Origin of the sequence: Vibrio gelatinilyticus (genome assembly GCF_022836845.1) — a bacterium.
Lineage (GTDB): Bacteria > Pseudomonadota > Gammaproteobacteria > Enterobacterales > Vibrionaceae > Vibrio > Vibrio gelatinilyticus.
Map to the genome: position 1 here is coordinate 432293 of NZ_JAJNNZ010000002.1, position 22856 is coordinate 455148.

21 protein-coding genes are annotated in these 22856 nt (G+C 46.1%); 4 read left to right on the forward strand and 17 right to left on the reverse strand.

Annotated features, from left to right (window positions below):
• Positions 1-44: 44 nt before the first annotated feature.
• The 4 genes from LNL84_RS04035 to rlmD form a co-directional block, all read right to left on the reverse strand.
• Positions 45-1685 carry a CTP synthase gene (locus LNL84_RS04035; RefSeq protein ID WP_244355380.1) on the reverse strand — a complete coding sequence of 547 codons (1641 nt, stop codon included), beginning with the start codon at positions 1683-1685 and terminating at the stop codon, positions 45-47.
• 161 nt (positions 1686-1846) lie between these two features.
• A complete protein-coding gene (mazG, locus tag LNL84_RS04040) occupies positions 1847-2659 on the reverse strand; it encodes a nucleoside triphosphate pyrophosphohydrolase (protein WP_244355381.1) in 813 nt (270 codons plus the stop codon).
• A 54-nt stretch (positions 2660-2713) separates the two neighbouring features.
• Complete coding sequence (gene relA, locus LNL84_RS04045) at positions 2714-4939, reverse strand: GTP diphosphokinase (protein WP_244355382.1); 2226 nt, start codon at positions 4937-4939, stop codon at positions 2714-2716.
• A 45-nt stretch (positions 4940-4984) separates the two neighbouring features.
• Positions 4985-6307 (reverse strand): 23S rRNA (uracil(1939)-C(5))-methyltransferase RlmD, encoded by a 1323-nt coding sequence (gene rlmD, locus LNL84_RS04050; protein ID WP_244355383.1) that lies wholly within the window; start codon positions 6305-6307, stop codon positions 4985-4987.
• Between the two features lie 205 nt (positions 6308-6512).
• On the opposite strand from rlmD, the gene barA reads away from it, so the two are divergent.
• Positions 6513-9308: a two-component sensor histidine kinase BarA gene (gene barA / locus LNL84_RS04055; RefSeq protein WP_244355384.1), complete on the forward strand. Its 2796-nt coding sequence runs from the start codon at positions 6513-6515 to the stop codon at positions 9306-9308.
• Between the two features lie 58 nt (positions 9309-9366).
• Here barA and acpS read toward each other — a convergent pair whose 3' ends face one another.
• The 11 genes from acpS to rpoE all read right to left on the reverse strand — a co-directional run bounded on the left by acpS (position 9367) and on the right by rpoE (position 18486).
• Entirely contained in the window at positions 9367-9750 is a 384-nt protein-coding gene (acpS, locus tag LNL84_RS04060) for a holo-ACP synthase (RefSeq protein ID WP_244355385.1), read from the reverse strand.
• 20 nt (positions 9751-9770) lie between these two features.
• Positions 9771-10502, reverse strand: coding sequence for a pyridoxine 5'-phosphate synthase (gene pdxJ, locus LNL84_RS04065; protein WP_244355386.1), 732 nt, complete (start codon positions 10500-10502; stop codon positions 9771-9773).
• A gap of 16 nt (positions 10503-10518) precedes the next feature.
• Positions 10519-11223, reverse strand: a complete 705-nt coding sequence (recO, locus tag LNL84_RS04070) for a DNA repair protein RecO (RefSeq protein WP_244355387.1) — start codon at positions 11221-11223, stop codon at positions 10519-10521.
• A gap of 40 nt (positions 11224-11263) precedes the next feature.
• Positions 11264-12226 (reverse strand): GTPase Era, encoded by a 963-nt coding sequence (era, locus tag LNL84_RS04075; RefSeq protein WP_244355388.1) that lies wholly within the window; start codon positions 12224-12226, stop codon positions 11264-11266.
• On the reverse strand, positions 12219-12896 hold the full coding sequence (rnc, locus tag LNL84_RS04080; protein ID WP_244355389.1) for a ribonuclease III: 678 nt from the start codon (positions 12894-12896) through the stop codon (positions 12219-12221). The genes era and rnc overlap by 8 nt, the downstream gene beginning before the upstream one ends.
• A 10-nt stretch (positions 12897-12906) precedes the next feature.
• A complete protein-coding gene (gene lepB / locus LNL84_RS04085; protein WP_244355390.1) occupies positions 12907-13803 on the reverse strand; it encodes a signal peptidase I in 897 nt (298 codons plus the stop codon).
• 97 nt (positions 13804-13900) lie between these two features.
• Complete coding sequence (gene lepA, locus LNL84_RS04090; RefSeq protein ID WP_244355391.1) at positions 13901-15694, reverse strand: translation elongation factor 4; 1794 nt, start codon at positions 15692-15694, stop codon at positions 13901-13903.
• A 113-nt stretch (positions 15695-15807) separates the two neighbouring features.
• Positions 15808-16278 (reverse strand): SoxR reducing system RseC family protein, encoded by a 471-nt coding sequence (locus LNL84_RS04095; protein WP_244355392.1) that lies wholly within the window; start codon positions 16276-16278, stop codon positions 15808-15810.
• A complete protein-coding gene (gene rseB / locus LNL84_RS04100; RefSeq protein WP_244355393.1) occupies positions 16275-17264 on the reverse strand; it encodes a sigma-E factor regulatory protein RseB in 990 nt (329 codons plus the stop codon). Before rseB ends, LNL84_RS04095 begins: the two co-directional genes overlap by 4 nt.
• Positions 17261-17893 carry an RseA family anti-sigma factor gene (locus LNL84_RS04105; RefSeq protein WP_244355394.1) on the reverse strand — a complete coding sequence of 211 codons (633 nt, stop codon included), beginning with the start codon at positions 17891-17893 and terminating at the stop codon, positions 17261-17263. The genes rseB and LNL84_RS04105 overlap by 4 nt, the downstream gene beginning before the upstream one ends.
• Before the next feature lie 14 nt (positions 17894-17907).
• Positions 17908-18486 (reverse strand): RNA polymerase sigma factor RpoE, encoded by a 579-nt coding sequence (gene rpoE / locus LNL84_RS04110; RefSeq protein ID WP_244355395.1) that lies wholly within the window; start codon positions 18484-18486, stop codon positions 17908-17910.
• A 367-nt stretch (positions 18487-18853) separates the two neighbouring features.
• Here rpoE and nadB point away from each other — a divergent pair, with 367 nt between their 5' ends.
• Positions 18854-20461, forward strand: coding sequence for an L-aspartate oxidase (gene nadB, locus LNL84_RS04115; protein ID WP_244355396.1), 1608 nt, complete (start codon positions 18854-18856; stop codon positions 20459-20461).
• Positions 20462-20475: 14 nt separating this feature from the next.
• Here the strand turns inward: nadB and LNL84_RS19795 are convergent, their stop codons facing one another.
• Positions 20476-20955, reverse strand: coding sequence for a protein YgfX (locus LNL84_RS19795; RefSeq protein WP_425244280.1), 480 nt, complete (start codon positions 20953-20955; stop codon positions 20476-20478).
• Positions 20903-21163 (reverse strand): FAD assembly factor SdhE, encoded by a 261-nt coding sequence (locus LNL84_RS04120; RefSeq protein WP_244355397.1) that lies wholly within the window; start codon positions 21161-21163, stop codon positions 20903-20905. The genes LNL84_RS19795 and LNL84_RS04120 overlap by 53 nt, the downstream gene beginning before the upstream one ends.
• A gap of 224 nt (positions 21164-21387) precedes the next feature.
• Between LNL84_RS04120 and ygfZ the strand changes: the two genes are divergently transcribed.
• Entirely contained in the window at positions 21388-22359 is a 972-nt protein-coding gene (gene ygfZ, locus LNL84_RS04125; RefSeq protein WP_244355398.1) for a tRNA-modifying protein YgfZ, read from the forward strand.
• Positions 22360-22824, forward strand: coding sequence for an aminoacyl-tRNA deacylase (locus tag LNL84_RS04130; RefSeq protein WP_244355420.1), 465 nt, complete (start codon positions 22360-22362; stop codon positions 22822-22824).
• Positions 22825-22856: the final 32 nt, after the last annotated feature.

A 22856-nucleotide genomic window follows, 5' to 3' on the forward strand; every position in this document is an offset into this window, starting at 1 on the left:
AAATTAAAGGCAGTGGCATACCTTTGCCACTGCCCGTATCTTTTTTACTTTTCTTCACTACCGCGTTGAAACTCACCCGCCGCTTTCACAAAGCCTGTAAATAGCGGATGACCATCGCGGGGGGTTGATGTGAATTCTGGGTGGAACTGCGCAGCTACAAACCATGGGTGAGCTGGGTTCTCAATCACTTCAACCAGTTTCTTGTCTGCTGACAAACCAGAAACTTTTAATCCTGCTTTTTCGATCTGTGGACGAAGTACATTGTTGACTTCGTAACGATGACGGTGACGCTCGTGGATCTTAGCACTGCCATACATCTCGAATGCTTTTGTGCCTTTTTCTAAGTGGCATAGCTGAGAGCCAAGACGCATTGTGCCGCCAAGATCAGAAGACTCGGTACGTTCTTCAACTTTACCTTCGCCGTCTACCCATTCGGTGATCAAGCCTACCACTGGGTACTTCGTTTCTTTGTTAAATTCTGTTGAGTGTGCGCCTTCCATACCCGCAACATTACGCGCGTACTCAATAAGAGCAACTTGCATACCAAGGCAGATACCTAAGTAAGGTACGTTGTTTTCACGAGCGTACTGTGCTGCGCGAATTTTACCTTCGACGCCTCGATCACCAAAGCCACCAGGTACAAGAATCGCGTCTAGACCGGCCAAGACTTCTTCACCTTTGCTTTCTACGTCTTGTGAGTCAACATATTTGATCTTCACACTCAGGCGGTTCTTAAGACCTGCGTGTTTTAGTGCTTCGTTTACAGACTTGTACGCGTCTGGCAGTTCAATGTACTTACCGACCATACCAATCACAACTTCTTCTGTTGGGTTGGCTTCTTCGTAGATAACCTGCTCCCACTCAGATAGATCAGCTTCTGGAGCCGTAATACCAAAGCGTGAACACACTAAATCGTCAAGACCTTGAGCTTTAATCAGTTGAGGGATCTTGTAGATAGAATCTACGTCCTTCATTGAGATAACCGCTTTCTCCTGTACATTACAGAAAAGGGCGATTTTCTTACGCTCGTTCGCTGGGATCGCACGATCACTACGGCACACAAGAATATCTGGTTGAATACCGATAGACAGGAGCTCTTTTACCGAGTGCTGAGTCGGTTTCGTTTTCACTTCACCCGCCGCAGCAAGGTAAGGGACGAGTGTTAGGTGCATGAACATCGCGCGTTCACGACCAAGCTCAACAGCTAGCTGACGAATCGCTTCCATAAACGGCAGTGACTCGATATCACCCACTGTGCCACCCACTTCAACGATAGCCACATCGTGACCTTCTGAGCCTGCAATTACACGATCTTTGATCGCGTTAGTAATGTGTGGGATTACCTGAATCGTCGCACCTAGGTAGTCACCACGACGCTCTTTACGAAGAACGTCCTCGTAAACACGACCTGCTGTAAAGTTATTGCGCTTGGTCATTTTGGTACGAATAAAACGTTCGTAGTGACCAAGGTCAAGATCTGTTTCAGCGCCATCTTCCGTGACGAACACTTCACCGTGCTGAGTTGGGCTCATTGTACCCGGATCAACGTTGATGTAAGGGTCAAGCTTCATCATGGTCACTTTAAGACCACGAGCTTCTAAAATGGCTGCAAGCGAAGCTGCTGCAATACCTTTACCTAGAGAGGATACAACCCCGCCAGTAACAAAAATGTAATTTGTCGTCATGTTTAACCTGAAATTGGTTGAATGAGGGAAATGGATTTCTTCTGGACGGGATGAAAATATACCAGAAGCCCTTTATCGCCACAACGTGAAACTTATCACAGTCAGAATTTTTATTTTTTGCTTCAAATCAATTGTCGAAACTTACACCAACATGAGTTATCTCACAAATCCTGCTTTTTTTCTTGTTTTTTTACATCATTCCAGAACATATCTAGTTGTTCTAACGAGAAATCTGTAAGAATTTTTCCTTTTTGCGTTGCTCGCTTTTCTACCCCTTTAAAACGACGAATAAATTTATTATTCGCCTTGGCAAGAGCTACTTCAGGATCTTTTCCAAGATGTCTAACAAGATTCACGGTCGCAAACAATAAGTCTCCTAACTCTTCTTCTACCTTATCTTCATTCATATCTACCTGCAGAGCCTCGTGCACGACTTCATCCACTTCTTCATGAACCTTGTCTGCGACAGGCCCGAGTGTCGCCCAGTCAAAGCCATACTTAGCACATTGCTTTTGTATTTTATTGGCTCTAGACAGTGCAGGTAGAGAGTTTGGTATTGAGTCTAGAATACTTTGTTCAATTTTTCCTACCTCAGCTTTTTCCTTGCGTTTCTCGGCCTCCCAGTTTGCATTAATTTCAGCTTCGTTGTTAAACTCAGCATCCGAAAATACATGGGGGTGACGACGCGTTAGCTTGTTACTCACACCTTGAATAACATCTTCAAAATCAAACAAATCTTGCTCTTTAGCCAGCTGGCTGTAAAACACGACTTGAAAGAGCAGATCCCCCAATTCTTCTTTGAGGTTATCCCAATCTTGATTGTAGATAGCATCGACCACTTCATAAGTTTCTTCAATGGTATGGGGTACTATGGTGTCAAACGACTGCTTAAGATCCCACGGGCAGCCGTTTTCAGGATGACGAAGCTGCGCCATAATATCGAGTAGCTGATGAATGGATTTGTCTGAGTTCATGGTTCAACCTATAAAAAATAAAGGGCTGGAAAACCAACCCTTTGTTGTTTCTGGCTAGCCTAGCCGCTTCACTGTCATCACATCTTTAATTTGTTCGATGCGCTTTGTCACCCTTGAGAAGATCTCTATATTGGTCAACTCAAGATCAAAGTCCATGATCGACAATTGGCGTTTATAATCACTGCGACTTTTCATGCTAGTCACTTTGATTTTCTCATTGGTGAGCAGTGTGGTGATGTCTTTTAATAAACCACTGCGCTCTAAGGCTTCAATGCGTACCGTCAAGATATAAGAGCCGACAAAGCCACTCCCCCAAACGGTATCAATGATGCGCTCTGGAGCATGAAGACTGAGCTCCTCGAGTTGCTCGCAATCGCTACGGTGTACCGAGATGCCTCGCCCTTGGGTAATGTAGCCTTTGATTTGATCGCCCGGGATCGGCTGGCAACAGCGAGCAAGGTGAGTCATCAAATTATCCACCCCCTCAACTACAACAGCATCTTTGCGAGGTCGGCTTTGTTGAGTGGGTTTATTTTCGGATTCTTTAAGTTTTTCGAGCGCTTTTTGATCTTCTTCCTCGGCCGTGGGTTTATTCACCAACGCGTTGATGTGATTAACAACTTGGTTGATCCTCAAGTCGCCACTACCAATGCCTGCATACAACTCATCAGGCGTATTGACGTTAAAACGCTTCACCGCATACTGCTCTGCGTCTTTTAACGTTGCGCCAATCTTAGTCAATTCAGTTTCTAGTATTTCGCGTCCTGCTTCTAAGTTTTGCTCACGACTCTCTTTGCGGAACCACGCATTGATCTTAGCACGAGCTCGGCCAGAGCGGACAAAACCCAATGTCGGGTTTAGCCAGTCTCGTGACGGATTTGGCTCTTTTTGGGTAATAATTTCAACTTGATCACCCATCGTCAATTGATGAGTAAACGGCACGATTCGTCCTGCTACTTTTGCACCAATGCAGCGATGACCGACCATGGAGTGAATATGGTAGGCAAAGTCTAATGGCGTGGCGCCCATAGGTAAGTCGACCACATCACCGCGTGGGGTAAAGGCATAGACGCGGTCGTCAAAGACCTGACTACGTACTTCATCGAGCATTTCACCCGAATCTGACATCTCTTCTTGCCAATCAAGTAGCTTGCGAAGCCAGGTGATTTTCTCATCGTAGCCACTGCGCCCGCTGCTGCTGCTGCCTTCTTTGTACTTCCAGTGGGCGGCAACACCAAGCTCGGACTCTTCATGCATCTGCTTGGTACGGATCTGGATTTCAATGGTTTTACCCTCAGGCCCCAAGATCACAGTGTGAATCGATTGATAACCATTGGGTTTTGGATTCGCCACATAGTCATCAAACTCACTTGGCAGATGTTTGTATTTGGTATGCACTAGACCAAGGGCCGCGTAACAATCTTGCAGTCGCTCGGCAATAATTCGCACCGCACGGACATCAAAAAGCTCATCAAAGTCCAAGCTCTTTTTCTGCATTTTTCGCCAAATACTGTAAATATGCTTTGGTCGACCGCTGACTTCCGCCTGGATCTGAGAGGCTTGCATTTCCTGAGTCAGGTCAGACACAAAATCATGGATATATTGCTCACGAACAATGCGCCGTTCAGAGAGCTGTTTGGCAATTTGTTTGTAGGTTGTCGGTTGCTGATAGCGAAAAGCGTAATCCTCTATTTCCCACTTAAGCTGACCAATCCCCAGTCGGTTGGCTAACGGTGCGTAGATATTGGCGCACTCTTTTGCCGCCGTGCAGCGAACGTCATCTGGCTCATCTTTGACTTCGCGCAAATTACAGATCCGCTCAGCCAGTTTAATGACGACGCAGCGAAAGTCGTCAACCATCGCCAACAGCATGCGACGAACATTATCCACCTGACCTGACGCAGCAGAGCCTTCTAGAGTCACGTTGAGTTGACCAATGGCGGCCATTTCAACCACACCGTCAATCAGTTTGACGATCTCTTTACCGTAGTCTTCTTCAAACTGCTCTCGCTGATAGGCGCCACTTGAGACCAATGGGAATAACTGAGCGGCGATTAGGGTCGCCTTATCCATCGATAAGGTGATCAGGATTTCAATCATTTCACGGCCGCGCCACAGCAGTAGCCCACCAAGTTCATGATCTTTTACCAGTGTTTCACACTGCTGATACACCTCTTTGAGTCTTTTGGATGTGTTCTTATCTTGCTCTAGTGACGCAATCCAACTATCCAGTTCAAACTGTTCATTTGGGTTTAAATGCGCGCTTCTTACCGCAACCATTATAATTCTTCCTAGTATTCCTTAATCCAACTAACTCGATCCTGACTAACCAACGCGTTCAAATAAGGCCATTGATTCTAAATGACTGGTGTGGGGGAACATATCCATCATTGCCAACTTAGTTAATTTGTAACCCTGTTGAATCAAGCTGCTGCTATCTCTGGCAAGGGTAGCAGGATTGCATGAAACATAAAGCACTCGCTGTGCGCCTAACTCAGAAACTTGATCTATCACACCTGTTGCACCCGCTCGAGCCGGATCCAGTAAAATTTTATCGAACTTTTCTGACGCCCACTCGCTGTTTGCCAGACTTTTATCTAAGTCCGCCTGGTAAAAATCGGCGTTGGTAATGTGATTGACATTGGCGTTGTCCTTGGCCCAGTCAACCATATCCTGAACGCCTTCGACGCCAATGACATAGTCGGCTTTTTTTGCAATAGGCAAAGTAAAATTGCCTAGGCCGCAAAACAGATCCAAAATGCGCTCATCGCTTTTTGGATCTAACCAGTCCATGGCTTGCTCTACCATTTTCTGGTTCACCTGCGCATTGACCTGAATAAAATGCGACGGTAAAAAAGGCAGCTGCACACCAATTTCGTCGTAATAAGGTGCATCACCAAGTTGACGCTCTAGTCGGTCACTTTCTGGCATCAGATACAAGGTGGCCTGGTGCTTTCTTGCAAACGTTTCGAATGCTTTTCTGTCTTCATCGCACAGTGGACGCACATGGCGCAATACCATCACAGAGGTGTTACTGGCCTGCACCAGCTCGACATGACCCAGCGCACTTTGGTCTTGGAAACGACTTAGCAATGTTGTCAGCCCTGGGATCAGGCTATTCAACCTGTCGTCCAGTACTGGGCAATGTGTGATATCGACAATCTGCTTACTCTGTTTTTTACGAAAGCCAATCTGCAACCGCCCAGCTTTCTTGTTCAAAAACACACTTAACCTCGCTCGACGACGATAGCCAAGATCATCTCCAGAAATAACCTCATCAAGTTGCATTGTTTGACCGGCAAATTTTTCCATCATTTGGGACAGAGCTTGTTGCTTATACGTTAGTTGACTCTCTCTGGCTAAATGCTGCTGATTACAGCCGCCACACTCGTGGTAATGTGGACAGAAAGGCGAAACACGTTCGTCGCTAGAAATCAGGGTTTTAATAAGCTTAGCCTTGGCAAACTTACTTTTATTTTCCGTAAATTGAGCAACAACCTTCTCCCCCGGCAGTGCTCCTTCAATAAACACAGGCTTATTCTTATGAAATGCAATACCAGCACCATGATGGTCGAGTCTGTTGATCTCAAACTCTTGATGCTTGGTCGTCACTGTCGATTTCTTTGTCGGTTTAAAAAAGCGCGCCATGTTAATTTCCAGTTTTAGCACTTGCCAAACTACGTGGTTTGGCGAGTAAAATATGTTTAAAAATCACTATTCTATTGCTCAATGATTGTCGAACTGCTTTGCATTGATTAAGCTTACAACATCTCAAGAATGAATTGCCGGGTATTGTCCCATATCCTGCGCATTGATGACATCATTCCCGCATATTATTGAATTAGATTGGACCATGACAAGATACGGCCTTCGCGCTCGCGTAATTACTCTGACTCTTGCACCGACCCTTATTATCGGTCTACTGCTCAGTGCGCTATTTTCTTTTAACCGCTATCACGATCTTGAGTCTCAAGTTCTCAATGCGGGTTCTAGTATTATAGAGCCCCTCGCGATTGCCAGTGAACAAGGGCTGATAAATCAAAGCAGAGAGTCCGTTCGCCGGCTAATTAGTTACGCCCATCGCAAGCATTCCAAATTTGTTCGCAGTATTGCGGTATTTGATGATTCTCATGAGCTGTTCGTCACATCGAACTTCCACCCCAACTTCGATGTATTGACCTTCTCCAAAGACGAGCCTATCCCACCACTGGGATCATCGGAGTTTCATGACAACACCCTAATTTTAAGGGCGCCTATTTTGGCGGAGAGTCAACTAATTTCGGATACACGTGAAATCACCTCGACCAGCCAGATTCTAGGCTATATCGCGATTGAGCTCGATTTATCCTCGCTGCGCCTTCAGCAATATCAAGAGATCTTCTCTGCCATTCTGGTCTTGGTTCTTGGTTTGCTGCTGTCGAGTGTCTTTGCTTACCGATTAATGTACGACGTTACACGTCCGATATCCCATATGAGAAATATGGTTGCACGAATACGCCGAGGGCATCTAGATGTGCGAATAGAAGGTCGCATGCACGGCGAACTTGATTCATTGAAAAACGGTATCAACGCCATGGCGATTTCACTGTCTGAGTATCATGTTGAAATGCAGCACAGTATCGATCAGGCCACCTCGGACTTGAGAGAGACCTTGGAACAGTTAGAAATTCAAAACGTCGAACTCGACATCGCGAAAAAGCGCGCGCAAGAAGCGGCTCGCGTAAAGTCCGAATTCCTGGCCAATATGTCTCATGAGCTTAGAACCCCGTTAAATGGCGTGATCGGTTTTACCCGTCAAATGTTGAAAACGCAATTGACCAACAGCCAAACAGATTACCTTCAAACCATCGAAAAATCGGCAAACAACCTACTGACCATCATCAATGACATTCTTGATTTTTCTAAGTTAGAAGCTGGCAAACTGGCACTTGAGAACATTCCGTTCGAGTTCCAGGATAGTTTAGAAGAAGTACTGACCCTACAAGCCACCAGTGCGCATGAGAAAGGGTTAGAACTCACGTTAAAAATCGACCCAAAAATACCGAATGGGCTGGTTGGCGATCCACTGCGCATACAACAAATCCTCACCAACCTTGTCGGTAACTCAATCAAATTTACCGAGCGTGGCAACATTGATATCAGTGTTGAGCTAAGAGCGCACAAAGAAGATAAGGTCGAGCTGCAATTTTTAGTCAGAGATTCCGGGATCGGTATTTCAGAGCGCCAGCAAGCTCAACTGTTCCAAGCCTTCACCCAAGCTGATGCAAGCATTTCACGCCGTTATGGCGGTACCGGGCTGGGCTTGGTCATCACCCAGAAACTGGTTGGGCAAATGGGGGGTGAGATCAGCTTATCGAGCCGCTTGCACCAAGGCTCTACATTCTGGTTTACCATTAAGCTGCATTCCACTGAAATTCCGATGTTGGATACCGTCGACCCACAGGTTATTCAGAATAAGCAACTGCTGCTTATCGAGCCTAATATGCAGGCAGCTTCTGTTGCACAGAGTATGCTCACTAATGAAGGCGTTTCGGTCACCTATCGCTCTTCATTACCGGACGAATTAACCCCATACGATTACGTGATGCTGTGCTTACCCGTTAATGAAGATGTGCCCGTACAGCTCATCGAAAAATGGATTGAGCGAGCTCAAAGCGCCAGCTCGAATATCATCGTGGCAACGTCCAGTATTCAGTTACCTCTATCGGATTATTTGATGAAGCACTACGACGTACAATGTTTGGGTAAGCCATTGTCGCGTAAGCGTCTGCTGCAAGCGCTTGTCGATAAGCAGCCCCCTCTACTGCCTGATGCGCAAGTTCATGTTGATAAAGACAAGCGCCCTCTTACCGTAATGGCAGTAGATGATAACCCTGCGAACTTAAAGCTGATCAGCGCCCTACTTAGTGAGCGAGTCGACAACGTCGATAGTTGTAAAAATGGTCAAAGTGCTGTAGATCTCGCGGCATCAAAAGCGTTCGATATCATTTTTATGGACATTCAAATGCCGCATATGGATGGTGTAACAGCTTGCCGATTAATTAAAGAGAACGACTGCAATCTCAACACGCCCGTCGTTGCCGTGACTGCCCATGCAATGTCAGGTGAACGAGATCGTCTATTGGCTGCCGGAATGGATGACTACCTGACCAAGCCGATTGACGAGCAAGTGCTCGAACAGGTGCTTCACAAGTGGGTACCCGAAACGCAGCACGAACTGGCCTTGTCGGCAGCGAAGCTTGTCAGCCAATCCAGTGTGGAACCTTCATCTCAGCCAGCGACCGAAGCTTCTGCGGAAAAACGGGTTATAGATTGGGATTTGGCCTTAAAGCAAGCGGCAAATAAAGAAGATCTCGCCATCGAGATGCTGCAGATGCTGGTCGACTTTATTCCAGAAGTCGCTCAGTTAACGGAGCAGGTATTAGATCACAATTACGATGATATCGAACAAGTCATACACGTCGTCCACAAGCTCCACGGTAGCTGTTCGTACGGTGGTGTGCCACAGCTCAAAGCCGTGTGTGCTGCCATCGAAAAAGCACTTCGTGCTGGTGAAACACTTGAAGATATTGAGCCTGAACTGTTTGAGCTTCAAGATGAAATGGACAAGGTGATTGATAGCGCGAAGCTTTACCTGACCAAAGCATAAACAACACGCGTAAAAAAATAGGCGAGCTATGCTCGCCTATTTACGGTCTGATGCAGTGTTAGCGGCCTTCTAGAATAACCGTCGCAACCGCATAATGTCGTTCATCAGAAATGGTTAAGTGAATGGCAACAACGCCCATTGCTTCGGCAATTTGTTGCGCTTTATTTTCGAGACTAAGTACTGGCTTGCCCTGTTCATTATTGCTGACCACAAAATCATGAAAAGTGACACCTTGAGCTATACCTGTCCCCAACGCTTTTGAGGCTGCTTCTTTCGCGGCAAAACGCTTGGCCAAAAAACGCCCTTGTTGTTTAAGTGAAAGGTAGTGTTGCAATTCGCTATCAGCCAAAATCCGTTTAGCGAATGCCTCACCAGAGCGTGCGAGTGCTTTCTCTATGCGCTCTATCTCCGCAATGTCTGTACCTAACCCTAAAATTGCCATACTGCCCGTTTCCCGATCAATTAACGTCTTGCCGCTTCCATCACTGCTTTCATATCAGAAACCGCTTTAGATAAGCCGTCAAACACTGCTCGTCCAATGATTGCGTGACCAATGTTAAGCTCATAGATCTCTGGCAGAGCGGCTATAGCGGCAACGTTGTGGTACGTTAAACCATGGCCAGCATTCACTGTAATACCTTGGTCAGCAGCGTAACTTGCACCTGCAGCAATCTTTTTCAATTCATCTTGCTGATCTTCTTCTGTTTCAGCATCGGCATAATGGCCGGTGTGAAGCTCAATAAAAGGGGCGCCACACGCTTTCGCAGCATCGATTTGCTCACGGTCTGCATCAATGAATAGAGATACTTTGATTCCCGCATCAGTCAGCTTTTGGGTGGCCGTTTTCACTTTCTCAAGCTGACCTTTAACATCTAAGCCACCTTCTGTTGTCAGCTCTTCACGCTTTTCTGGCACTAAACAGACGAACTCAGGCTTGGTTTTAAGCGCGATAGCGATCATCTCTTCGGTCACGGCCATCTCTAAGTTCATACGTGTTTGAAGTGTTTCTTTTAGAATACGAACATCTCTGTCTACAATATGGCGACGATCTTCACGTAGATGGATCGTAATACCGTCCGCACCTGCGCGCTCTGCGATTTCAGCGGCATGCACAGGGTCTGGGTATTTGGTTCCACGTGCATTGCGTAGGGTGGCGATATGATCAATATTGATACCGAGTAAGATTGAACTCATGTTTTGTACTCCATATTCAGAGCTGCTTAGGTCTCGTTATGAACAGCTCTCGGCTTTTTAATGGTTTGCCGCCAAGATACGGCTTTAACGCTATGCGTGTAAAGCGTTTTGCAGCATGTAATTGAGATTTCGTGATAAACCGACGTTCACTGATGGCAATGAGTTCTTCACCACGGAAAGTAAGGTTGTCGATCCTGACACTGGCGATGAAACCTTTTTGCTCTCGATACCGGTAGGTCATAGAAGGTTCGATCGGCTCTCCACTGCCCGCACAGTGTAAGAAATCCACGCCATATCCCATTGCCGACAATACGGCTAACTCGAAGCGCCTTAGTGCCGGTTCAGGATTGGTGTTATGGGCTAACTCGGTGAGCGATTGTAAGTAGTCATGGAACAATGCTGGGTGAGGAATTTCTGAAGCCAGAACACGGCTGACAAGTTCATTGACGTACATCGCCGAGTAAAGGTTTATCCCTATAAGAGGAAGCCCTAAGCTGATGGGTTCAGCCTGACGCAAGGTTTTCATTGATCCAGAGCCGGACCATTTAAGTAACAATGGGGTGAATGGCTGAAGCGCTCCTTTTAGATTGGAGCGCTTGCTTCTCGCGCCTTTCGATAATAGCGTGACGCGACCGTACTCCTCGCTAAAAACATCAAGGATTAAACTGGTCTCACTGTAGGGTCTGCGGTGCAGAACAAAACAACGTTGCAATCCATCCATACGGTCTCTTTTGTCTCGCTCTCAGGCTAAGCCTTGGGGCTTATAAGTCGTCGATATAACCTAGAGAGCGTAACGCTCGCTCATCATCGGCCCAACCGGATTTCACTTTAACCCAGGTTTCTAGATACACCTTTCGCCCAAAAAGCTCTTCCATATCTAAACGAGCTTCCCGGCCAATCGTCTTCATTTTTTCGCCACCTTTGCCGATCACCATTTTTTTCTGGCCAGATCGTTCAACTAAGATAAGAGCGTTGATATGAAAACCATCGTTTTTCGGGTTGTAATCAAAGCGCTCTATCTCAACGGTGACGGAATACGGAAGTTCATCACCAGTGAATCGCATCAGCTTTTCACGCAAGATCTCAGACGCCATGAAACGCTGAGAACGATCTGTCACATATTCCTCTGGGAAATGGTGTGTCGCTTTAGGAAGATGTTCACGCACGTGTTTACGTAACGTATCAATATTCTTACCGTGTTTCGCAGAGATAGGCACAACATCGACAAACTCCATCTTCTGAGACAGTTCCATCATGTGCTGCATCACGTCAGTTTTATCCTGAACGTTATCCACCTTGTTAATACAAAGCACAACTGGGAATTCGGCTTTCTTCAGTTTGTTCAGCACCATTTCATCGTCTTTGGTCCAATGCGTACCATCGACTAAGAAGAACACCAAATTAACATCGCTTAGCGAGCTGTTAGCGGCACGGTTCATCAAACGGTTAATCGCTCGCTTTTCTTCGATGTGAAGCCCTGGAGTATCGACGAAAATCGCTTGATAATCCCCTTCAGTGTCAACACCCATTATACGGTGACGAGTGGTTTGCGGCTTGCGCGAAGTAATCGAAATCTTCTGTCCCAAAATCTGGTTCAGGAGAGTCGATTTACCCACATTAGGGCGACCTACAATAGCAATAAAGCCACAGTGTTGGTTTTCTGGTGAGCTAGTTTCGCCATCTGAGGCAAAAAACGCGTCAATATCAAATTCGTTATCAGACATTTGTCAATTTCTCTAGTGCTATTTCCGCTGCCGCTTGTTCTGCCTTGCGACGGCTGGTACCTCGACCAATGACAGGCTTGTCCATGCCCGCTACTTCGCATGCAACCGTAAACTCTTGGTTGTGTGCTTCACCCTTAATAGTAGTCACTGTATAGACTGGTAGGGGTTTTCTTCGCCCTTGCAGGTATTCTTGTAAGCGCGTTTTCGGATCTTTTTGGGAAACGCCAGGCTCAATCGCCTCTAAGCGTGAGGCATACCAGCTCAATACCACTTTTCTTACGACTTCCACATCGCTGTCTAAGTATACCGAACCAATGATAGCTTCAACAGCATCAGCCAGAATCGAATCGCGACGGAATCCGCCACTTTTCAATTCACCTGGACCTAATTTTAAGTAGTCTCCCAGCTCGAATTCACGCCCCAGCTCAGCCAAGGTATGCCCTCGTACTAGCGTGGCTCGCATTCGACTCATATCACCCTCGTTGATGCTTGGAAAGCGATGGTAGAGATCGTCAGCAATAACAAAACTTAAAATTGAATCGCCCAGAAACTCAAGACGCTCATTGTGTTTACCATTGGCACTTCTGTGTGTCAGTGCCAAGTTCAATAGCTGGCTATCTTGAAATTGATAGCCAAGCTTTTTCTCTAGTTTTTCAATAGGAGAATTCATACTCTCTCTTTCAGTCAATTCCACCGATGCGATTAAATCTCACACCCGTTGGTACCCATGCAGGCAATACACTGTCTGCACCACGTTCAAATTCAAAACTAATCCAGATGCCAACGGCCTTACCGACTAAGTTCGCCTCTGGAACAAATCCCCAATAACGGCTATCTGCACTGTTATCACGGTTATCGCCCATCACAAAGTACTGACCTTGAGGCACTACCCACTCATTTACGCCAGGACGAGGCTGGTACGCATCAACGCGATCGCGTCGTAATGGATGAACAAGCACTTGATGCTCAACCGAGCCAAGTTTTTCGTTCATTTGGATAAGCGGGATCCCATTTTGCGCAAAAGGGCTTTCTTCAACATTAAACAGCTTAACGGGCTGACATGTGTTGCTGCCCTGCTGCTGAATACAAATGTCTTTGGTTGCGCTGTATTTCACGGTGTCACCAGGCAAGCCTACGACGCGTTTAATGTAGTCGATATTAGGTTGTGGCGGGTACTTAAACACAGCAACATCACCACGTTCTGGCTTACCTGTTTCAAGCATCTGTGTGCGCCATACAGGATCTTTCAGACCATAGGCGTACTTCTCTACTAGGATGAAATCACCCACCAGCAAAGTAGGCATCATCGAGCCTGACGGGATCTGAAATGGTTCGTAAATAAACGATCTCAGGACTAATACAAACGCAATTACTGGGAAAATAGACACGCTGTTTTCAACAAACCAAGACGGCGCTACCGCTTTTTGTGCAGTGTGTTCATCAAGTTGATTTGCCTGTTCATGAATCGCAGCCAGTTTTTGCTGACGTTGCTTTCTCAATACCAGTTTGTCCAAAACCCATACCACACCCGTGACCAATGTAACGATGACAAGTATGAGTGAGAATGTATTAGCCATTCAATTCCCTTAAATTTTGCGTCTTTAAAAATAATGAAAGTGAAAGAGCTACCAGAGCTCTTTCACTTCTACTTTTTATTGGCAATAGATCGAGTTATTAATCTTTGCCAACGTGAAGAATCGCAAGGAACGCTTCTTGAGGCAGTTCAACGTTACCGATCTGCTTCATACGCTTCTTACCTTCTTTCTGTTTTTTCAACAGCTTCTTCTTACGACTCACGTCACCGCCGTAACACTTCGCAATTACGTTTTTACGCAGTTGTTTTACGGTAGAGCGAGCAATGATGTGGTTACCGATTGCTGCTTGAATCGCGATATCAAACATTTGGCGAGGGATAAACTCCTTCATTTTCTCAACAAGCAGACGACCACGGCTTTGCGCTTGATCTTTATGAGTAATGATTGCCAATGCATCAACCGTATCACCGTTAAGCAATACATCGACACGAACCATGTTTGATGCTTCAAAGCGCTGGAAGTTATAATCCAGTGACGCATAACCACGAGACGTTGACTTCAGACGATCGAAGAAGTCGAGAACAACCTCTGCCATAGGAATGTCGTAAGTCACGGCGACTTGGTTACCGTGATACACCATATCAACCTGCATGCCACGCTTTTCGACACACAAAGTAATAACGTTACCTAGGTAGTCTGAAGGGACTAAGATATTACAACGTGCGATTGGTTCACGCATTTCTTCAATATCGTTAGTCGCTGGTAGCTTAGCCGGGCTATCAACATACAACACAGTGCCGTCTGTCTTTTCAACTTCGTACACTACTGTTGGTGCCGTAGTGATCAGATCGAGATCATATTCACGCTCTAAACGCTCTTGAATGATCTCCATGTGCAGCATGCCCAAGAAGCCACAACGGAAACCAAAACCTAATGCTGCAGAACTTTCTGGTTCATAGAATAGAGAGGCATCATTAAGGCTGAGTTTACCTAGAGCATCACGGAAGTTTTCATAATCATCAGATGATACAGGGAAAAGACCAGCATAAACCTGAGGCTTCACCTTTTGGAAGCCGGGTAGCGCAGTTTCGCTGCCGTGTTTTGCCGTTGTTAGCGTATCACCAACAGGTGCACCCAAGATGTCTTTAATTCCACAAACTACCCAGCCTACTTCGCCAGTATTCAGTTCTTTCGTGTCAATCTGTTTTGGTGTAAAGATACCAAGGCGGTCGACACCCCATACCTGACCAGTACTCATCACTTTGATTTTGTCGTTTTTCTTTAATACGCCATTTTTAATGCGCACTAACGACACGACGCCAAGGTAGTTATCAAACCAAGAGTCAATAATCAAAGCTTGCAAAGGTGCTTCCGGATCACCTTCCGGTGCCGGGATTGCGGCAACAATCTCTTCTAGAACCTCGTCGACACCCACACCAGTTTTGGCTGAGCAGCGCACGGCTTCCATAGCATCGATACCAACTATCTCTTCAATCTCTTCAGCCACGCGCTCTGGTTCTGCGGCTGGAAGATCAATTTTGTTTAGAATAGGAACAACTTCCAATTCCATTTCAATGGCAGTGTAACAGTTGGCAAGAGTCTGAGCCTCTACCCCCTGACCAGCATCGACAACAAGCAGTGCGCCTTCACAGGCAGCTAGAGAACGAGACACTTCGTATGAGAAGTCTACGTGTCCTGGTGTATCGATAAAGTTTAGCTGATACGTTTCGCCATCTTTGGCTTTGTAGTCGAGCGTTACACTTTGTGCTTTGATGGTGATACCGCGCTCACGCTCTAGATCCATAGAATCGAGAACTTGAGCTTCCATTTCACGATCACTCAATCCACCACAAACTTGGATTAAACGATCTGAAAGTGTCGACTTACCGTGGTCGATATGGGCAATTATCGAAAAGTTGCGAATGTGCTTCATAGGTTTGATGTAGCTAAACTCTTAATCATTAAGGAAATAGAAACCACCAGTAAAACTGGCGTTTCATTCAAGTTGGCAGATTCTACCCAATTTCTGTACGGTTCGCACCATTTTTAGGCGATCGCTTGTCCGAGGACTCTGAGTAAAATGACCTTTTGTGATGTTTTTCTCTCCAAGGGGCGCACGAGATAACGGGCTAACATGACTCCACAAAAAGCGAACAGTAACGCACTCAGTATAGTCACAGGTTCACCTGTTGCGAGCGATGCGTTCAATACAAACTGCCCAAAGAGCGCGCCAATGAAAAGAAATAAGATAGGAAGTAAATAAACCAGAGCAGCCGATTGCAATAATCGTTTCTCAGGAAAGCCGATTTCAACCACATCACCTGGTTGAACGGCTTTCTCTGTTTTAAGTTGCCAGGACAACTGTTTGTTGCCAAGCGCTTTACTGACAATACCGGTACCACAACTACTTTTAGACTGGCACGAGTTACAACTGGTCTGTTGCTCACAACTGAGCTCAACGCAGTAGCTTTGCCCTTCACGATAGACAGACGCTACCGTTGCCAGCGCCTTCATCATTGAGGCGTATCCTCGCTTGGGGCGGGCTTCTCCGAGCTCATCGCATTTAGGCTAACGGATTGTGCAATACGTTTAGCTGTCGCGGGCGGAATATCACCGACAACCGAAATCTGCCGGTCTCCGAGAACGATACTGTGCACCGTTCTTCGCCCCTGACGAATCAGTTGACCACGTAAAGAGTTGTTGTCACTTTCTGACACATAGACGGAAAAGCTAAACAAACCGTCACTGAACATTTGGCTCTCAACCACATCTTCGCTATTGAACATTCGATAGCGATTCAAATCATTCGGCTTAAACCCTTCAGGGGTCCAACCCACTTGCCAATAGGTTTTTTCAATGTTGCCTTTTGGAAGCGAAAGTACAGCGGGCAATTCCACTTCATTCAACTTACCTAGCATAGAGGCTATTTGCTCATTGACGGTATACGAGATGACACGGTACTGCTCTAGAATCTCACCATCTCTGTCCAATAGATCTGCTCTTAGCGGTAGCTTGCTGATTTCATCCATCCAAAGGACGTAGGAATAGCGCAGGCCATCTTTAGGAACAATTCGAAACACCTGAGTTGCTGCGCCTGCTTCTCTTGCTCGTCCAACACGGACGTAATCGTAATACTGACTCAAATAGTCAATATCACCATTTAGCAAAGGAATAAGCGGAGCCACCATAGAGCCTGACTCAATAGTAAATGGCTCGACGCCAGGTTCAATGTAGCTCACTTCATTGCCACGTCGAATCACCTCACGAACAGGGCCGCTCAAATAGACCAAATGAGCAAACTGCTGCTGTTGATGGTTAGCATGACGGTACAAGAGCGGTTCTATACTGCTTTTCTTTATTAAGATATACGACAGTTCGTAATTTAACTGCTGACTGGCTTTACTCATTTGATGCAACAAAGCCTCCGCAGACTCTTGTTCTGCAAAGGCTTTGGTTCCAAATAAACTGAGCAGCAGTAGTGAACTGGTCAGAAATTTTTTCATTCAATTACCGAATCTGTATCATCGATGTGGGAAGGCTGAGCTTCTGCATTCAGTCTCAATTGCAATTCATAATCTTGCAATAGTGCGTTAACGCGGCGACGCTGCTCTTGCACATTCGCGGTGTCAGTGACGCTCGCACGAGCAACCGAATTACGTGTCAGACTAACGGGTTCGACACTTCCGGCAAACGGAATAGTCTGCAGCACAGGAAGTTGCTCGAGCTCAGATTGTGAAGGATCTTGACCCGCGTATTGCTGAATCCCAAATATGACCACCAGCGAAACACTGGCCGCCACAGCAACCTGACCTAGTTGATTAAGCCAAGCTGGTAACTGACGTTTAGCTTGAGCTGGTGTCGGTTGAGTTTCCAATGGAGCAACATTACTCAAATGAGCCTGTTGTGCACTATGTGCGGGCTCATCTTCTAATGCCATTGCGACACTTTCAGCGATATTCCACTCTAAGCTGTCTGGCGCATCCCCTCTCATCACATCGCCGATAAGGTGGTAGTTTTGCCAAGCTTCAAGACTTTTCGAGTCATTTGATATTTCATCAAACAACGCTTCATCTTTGATATTTCCATCCATGAATGCTGAAAGCTTTTGTTTGTCAGCCATTATATTCACCATTATTGTTACTGGTTCTAGTGCTCAAGAAGAGGTTTCATTTTCTTCTCGACCGCTTCACGAGCACGGAAGATACGCGAGCGTACCGTTCCTACGGGGCAATCCATTACTTCTGCAATTTCTTCGTAACTCAAACCATCAAGCTCTCGCAACGTCATTGCTGTTTTCAAGTCCTCTGGTAACGCCTCTATGGCGTTAAAGACAACTTGCTTCAATTCTTTCGACAACGCTAAATTCTCTGGGTTCGAAATTTCTTTCAACGCATTAGCCGTTTCATAGTATTCAGCGTCATCTACATCAACATCACTTGCTGGCGGTCTACGACTTTGAGCAACGATGTGGTTTTTTGCGGTATTTACAGCGATACGGTACAACCATGTATAGAAGGCACTTTCCCCTCGAAACGTTGGTATAGCCCGATACGCCTTTATGAATGCTTCTTGGGCGATATCCGCTACATCCCCCGAATTGCTCACGTACCTTGAAATGAGGTTGCACACCTTATTTTGATACTTTAATACCAAAAGATTAAAGGCTTGTTTATCCCCATTTTGAACGCGCTCAATCAGCACCTGATCGGTCAGCTGCTCGTTCATTCGAGCGTATACTCCTATCGTTATCACCCGTATCTTCTCAGATATGGGTCTTAATTATGCAAAATGTAGTATTGACACCACCGCTTACATGAGCACTATTGTGACTCTATGTAAAAAAGAAAGTTCAATGCTTTCGAGTTTTTTTTGTTTTTTATCATTAACAATGTGAATTAGCGTCAACTACAATGATGACAGCTTATAAGAATGAATGAGTTAGCAACTCAACACAATTAATATTTCATTGTTTCACATTGTGGGCAACACCGAAAAAAATCGATGTAATCATAGCATTCAACAAGATTTGGTTACCAAGCGATTGTATAATCGACCACTTTGCTTGGCTGTAACTCAGGATTTTAAAATATTTATGAACACAAACCGAGAGCACCTCTGTGATGTACTGGTCATTGGAAGTGGCGCAGCAGGATTATCGCTAGCTTTGCGAGTTGCTGAGCACTGTAAAGTCACCGTATTGAGTAAAGGACCACGTAGCGAAGGAGCCACCTACTATGCACAGGGGGGTATTGCTGCGGTATTCGATGAAGACGATAGTATCGAGTCTCATATCAATGATACTCAGATAGCGGGTGCTGGCTTGTGTGAAGAAGACACGGTCAAGTTTATTGCTGAAAATGCCAAGGAGTGTGTTCAATGGCTCATCGATGGCGGCGTACCCTTCGATCGTGAAGAAAACGACAGCGACGATAAACCTCGTTATCACCTGACGCGAGAAGGGGGTCACAGTCACCGCCGGATTCTGCATGCGGCCGACGCAACTGGCATGGCAATGCAAACCTCCTTACAGGATAATGTTCATAATCACCCTAACATCAATATCTTAGAGCGGCACAACGCGCTGGATTTGATCACCGAAGAATTGCCTGACCAAGACAACGGCAAAGTCATCGGTGCTTATATCTGGAACCGTGACCTAGAAAATGTTGAAACCGTACGCGCGAAATTTGTTGTCCTGGCAACGGGCGGCGCTTCAAAAGTGTATCAATACACGTCTAACCCTGATGTTTCTTCCGGTGACGGTATCGCGATGGCATGGCGTGCAGGGTGCCGCGTTGCTAACCTAGAGTTCAACCAGTTCCATCCGACATGTTTGTATCATCCAGAAGCTCGAAATTTCTTATTGACCGAAGCACTGCGGGGAGAAGGCGCTTATCTGCGACGCCCTGACGGCTCTCGTTTTATGCCCGACTTTGATGATCGTGAAGAGCTGGCGCCTCGTGATGTGGTTGCACGCGCCATTGATTTTGAGATGAAACGTTTGGGTGCGGACTGCATGTATCTGGATATTAGCCATAAACCCGAAGAGTTTATTGTTAAGCACTTCCCTACCATTCATATGCGACTTCAAGATCTTGGCATCGATATGACCAAAGAGCCTATCCCTATTGTTCCGGCAGCACACTATACCTGTGGTGGCGTCATGGTGGATAAGGCGGGTCAAACTGATTTACAACAATTGTACGCAATCGGGGAAGTCAGCTACACCGGACTACATGGCGCCAACCGCATGGCTTCAAACTCATTGTTGGAGTGCGTCGTTTACGCTTGGTCTGCAGCACTAGAGATCATCAAACAACTACCGACAGCACAACATGCCGCTTCTCTTCCTGCTTGGGATGAGAGCCAGGTTAGCTGCTCAGATGAAGAGGTGGTCATCCAGCATAATTGGCACGAGTTGCGTCTGTTTATGTGGGATTATATGGGCATTGTACGTACTGACAAGCGCCTAGAGAGAGCTCTGCGTCGCATCCAGTTATTGCAGCAAGAAACTCACGAGTACTACAGCAACTTCAAAGTCTCTAACAATCTTTTAGAGCTTCGTAATCTATTGCAAGTGGCCGAGTTGATGGTTCGCTGTGCTATGCAGCGTAAAGAAAGTCGCGGACTTCATTACACCCTAGATTACCCTGAGCTAAAAGAAGGCAGCGGCCCAACCATACTCACACCAAAGCGCTAAGCTTTCTATTGGACCTAACTTCTCGATCGGCGGTCACATTGTAGGTGGCCGCTTTTTATTGTGGCAAGCAAATGTCTGTAACTAGACTCATCACACGCATCTCGCCAGATCAGAAAACGCTGGCCACTGGTTAGCGTAATGATAACCACCCAAAGCGCATAGCCTGTATGACAGTGTTTGATGCAGGCGCGTGTTTGCTGATAATACAACGTATTGGGGGCTCTGATTTTGACCTGTCCAGACAAAGCAGGAAAAACTAGGCGGGTGGACATCCAACGTGGTGTCAAAAGCGCCACGATCGGCAACGGTATATCGAGCAGGATAAACAGCCAACTCAACAGTGCAAACAGAGCTAAAGCCAAACTGTAGCTGTAAATAGAATATTTGAGGTCGCATTGCGCCCACATTAAGCTGGGCGCAATGGTTAAGCGGGAATTAGAGTTATCGGACCTTGCTAAGGTTGTGTGCGACAATTTTGTCGACCATTGAAGCATGACCTAAATTTTCGCTTCTACCATGCCCCATCACCCAAGTAAAAAGATCCGGATCATCGCATTCAAGAAGGGAGACGAAATCTTTCTGCTCTTGTTCATTAAGCGTTTCGAAACACTCTTCAAAGAACGGCATAATCACCACATCAAGCTCTAGCATTCCACGACGACAGGCCCACTTTATTCTTGCTTTTTCTCCGTCAGAGTACATTCCATTCTCCGTTACTTCATTTTTTTCGAGTGTAACAAGCCACTGCTAGCTCAACCACCCCAACATTCTCACAACTCCTATCTAGGTCACAAGAAAAATATTTCACTACATAAGTTACATTGCCTACAGCAATGATTTACCCGCTGAACACCCATATGAAAGCTGACAAATTGGAGAAAGCGGCTTAACATAATGCCAACGAACTCCTTAGCAAGGCATTTAACATGAACTGGCAACCACAACTACAATCTCTACAGCTAACACCAAGCACCACACTTCCTAAGCTTACCTTTGCGCCGTTGACATCATGGGGCGCCATTGAAGTTGTTGGCGAAGACAAAAAATCTTATTTGCAAGGGCAAGTGACCTGTGATGTTGTCTCTTTAGAGCAAGGAGATTCGACCCTAGGAGCGCACTGTGAGGCCAAAGGAAAAGTATGGAGTATTTTCCGTTTGTGCCATACCCGCCGAGGCTATGCGATGCTGCAACCCAAGAGCGCTATCTCTGCAGAGCTGACGGAAATCAAAAAATACTCGGTATTCTCCAAAGTCACCATTGATGAAAGCAGCCTACACGTTATCGGTGTGATGGGCGATGAAGCGCAAGCCTGGATAGACAACCATTTTGAAGGCAAAGGTTCTGTACGCCAGAATGATGACAGTAGCGCTGTCCAAATTGATGCGTCGCGATGGATGCTGCTCGTTGCAGATCAGTTTATTACCCAATACATTGAAAGCTCTGAAGCCGTCGTTTGTGACGAGAAATACTGGTCTCGTTATGACATTGAGCAGGCATTGCCTTATCTAGCCGCTGAAAGCCAAAATGCCCACATCCCGCAAGCATTTAACTTGCAGGCATTGGGGGGAATCAGCTTCAACAAAGGCTGTTATACCGGGCAAGAAACCGTCGCACGAGCAAAATATCGGGGCATCAATAAACGCATGATGGCCATCATTGAGGGTCAACTTTCAGCAATTAACACTGTTGATGAGGACTTAGAGCTCGAGCGAGCTGTTGGTGAAAACTGGCGTTCAGCTGGCCCGATACTAAATCATTTCCAGTTTGATGATGGGCACTGGATTGCCAATGCCATTATTGCCAACAACCTTGAACCCGATACACTCTTAAGAATCAAGCAGGCCCCTGAAGTGCAGCTTTCCATTACCCCGCTGCCATATTCACTTGAGGATGAGTAACTGGTGAAAACCATCGTCACTCAACACCTTGAAGAATGCGAAATCCCATTTCGCATTCTTCAACAAAATGCCCCTGCAAGCAGTATCGAAGACGCTGCGCGTTTAAGGGGAATCAGCCCTAGCATCATGGTCAAATCAATGTTGCTTAGGGATATGGGTAATAACTATGCTCTAGCGTGTTGCTTTGGCGACCAACAAATTGACCCCAAAAAGGTGAGGCACCGTTTGCAATGGCGCCGCATGACATGTGTTTCTGGGCAGGATGTCGAAATCATAACAGGTTACCAGCTTGGCAGTGTTTGTCCCATCAAGCTAAAAACACCGCTTCCTATTATTTTTGACCGCAATATCATACTCAAAGACGAGGTATCAATCAGCAGTGGCAGTAATCTAGCTGGGATAGCTCTGGCAACCCGAGATCTTATTCAGCTCATAAACCCCCTCTTTGATGACATTACCCGCTAACCACAGATCACATTTCCATTGCTTTCTGTTGC

Coding starts and splice junctions, on each gene's coding strand:
- LNL84_RS04035 (WP_244355380.1), bottom strand. CDS start 1,685: ATGACGACAAATTACATTTTTGTTACTGGCGGGGTTGTATCCTCTCTA.
- mazG (WP_244355381.1), bottom strand. CDS start 2,659: ATGAACTCAGACAAATCCATTCATCAGCTACTCGATATTATGGCGCAG.
- relA (WP_244355382.1), bottom strand. CDS start 4,939: ATGGTTGCGGTAAGAAGCGCGCATTTAAACCCAAATGAACAGTTTGAA.
- rlmD (WP_244355383.1), bottom strand. CDS start 6,307: ATGGCGCGCTTTTTTAAACCGACAAAGAAATCGACAGTGACGACCAAG.
- barA (WP_244355384.1), top strand. CDS start 6,513: ATGACAAGATACGGCCTTCGCGCTCGCGTAATTACTCTGACTCTTGCA.
- acpS (WP_244355385.1), bottom strand. CDS start 9,750: ATGGCAATTTTAGGGTTAGGTACAGACATTGCGGAGATAGAGCGCATA.
- pdxJ (WP_244355386.1), bottom strand. CDS start 10,502: ATGAGTTCAATCTTACTCGGTATCAATATTGATCATATCGCCACCCTA.
- recO (WP_244355387.1), bottom strand. CDS start 11,223: ATGGATGGATTGCAACGTTGTTTTGTTCTGCACCGCAGACCCTACAGT.
- era (WP_244355388.1), bottom strand. CDS start 12,226: ATGTCTGATAACGAATTTGATATTGACGCGTTTTTTGCCTCAGATGGC.
- rnc (WP_244355389.1), bottom strand. CDS start 12,896: ATGAATTCTCCTATTGAAAAACTAGAGAAAAAGCTTGGCTATCAATTT.
- lepB (WP_244355390.1), bottom strand. CDS start 13,803: ATGGCTAATACATTCTCACTCATACTTGTCATCGTTACATTGGTCACG.
- lepA (WP_244355391.1), bottom strand. CDS start 15,694: ATGAAGCACATTCGCAACTTTTCGATAATTGCCCATATCGACCACGGT.
- LNL84_RS04095 (WP_244355392.1), bottom strand. CDS start 16,278: ATGATGAAGGCGCTGGCAACGGTAGCGTCTGTCTATCGTGAAGGGCAA.
- rseB (WP_244355393.1), bottom strand. CDS start 17,264: ATGAAAAAATTTCTGACCAGTTCACTACTGCTGCTCAGTTTATTTGGA.
- LNL84_RS04105 (WP_244355394.1), bottom strand. CDS start 17,893: ATGGTGAATATAATGGCTGACAAACAAAAGCTTTCAGCATTCATGGAT.
- rpoE (WP_244355395.1), bottom strand. CDS start 18,486: ATGAACGAGCAGCTGACCGATCAGGTGCTGATTGAGCGCGTTCAAAAT.
- nadB (WP_244355396.1), top strand. CDS start 18,854: ATGAACACAAACCGAGAGCACCTCTGTGATGTACTGGTCATTGGAAGT.
- LNL84_RS19795 (WP_425244280.1), bottom strand. CDS start 20,955: ATGCTTCAATGGTCGACAAAATTGTCGCACACAACCTTAGCAAGGTCC.
- LNL84_RS04120 (WP_244355397.1), bottom strand. CDS start 21,163: ATGTACTCTGACGGAGAAAAAGCAAGAATAAAGTGGGCCTGTCGTCGT.
- ygfZ (WP_244355398.1), top strand. CDS start 21,388: ATGAACTGGCAACCACAACTACAATCTCTACAGCTAACACCAAGCACC.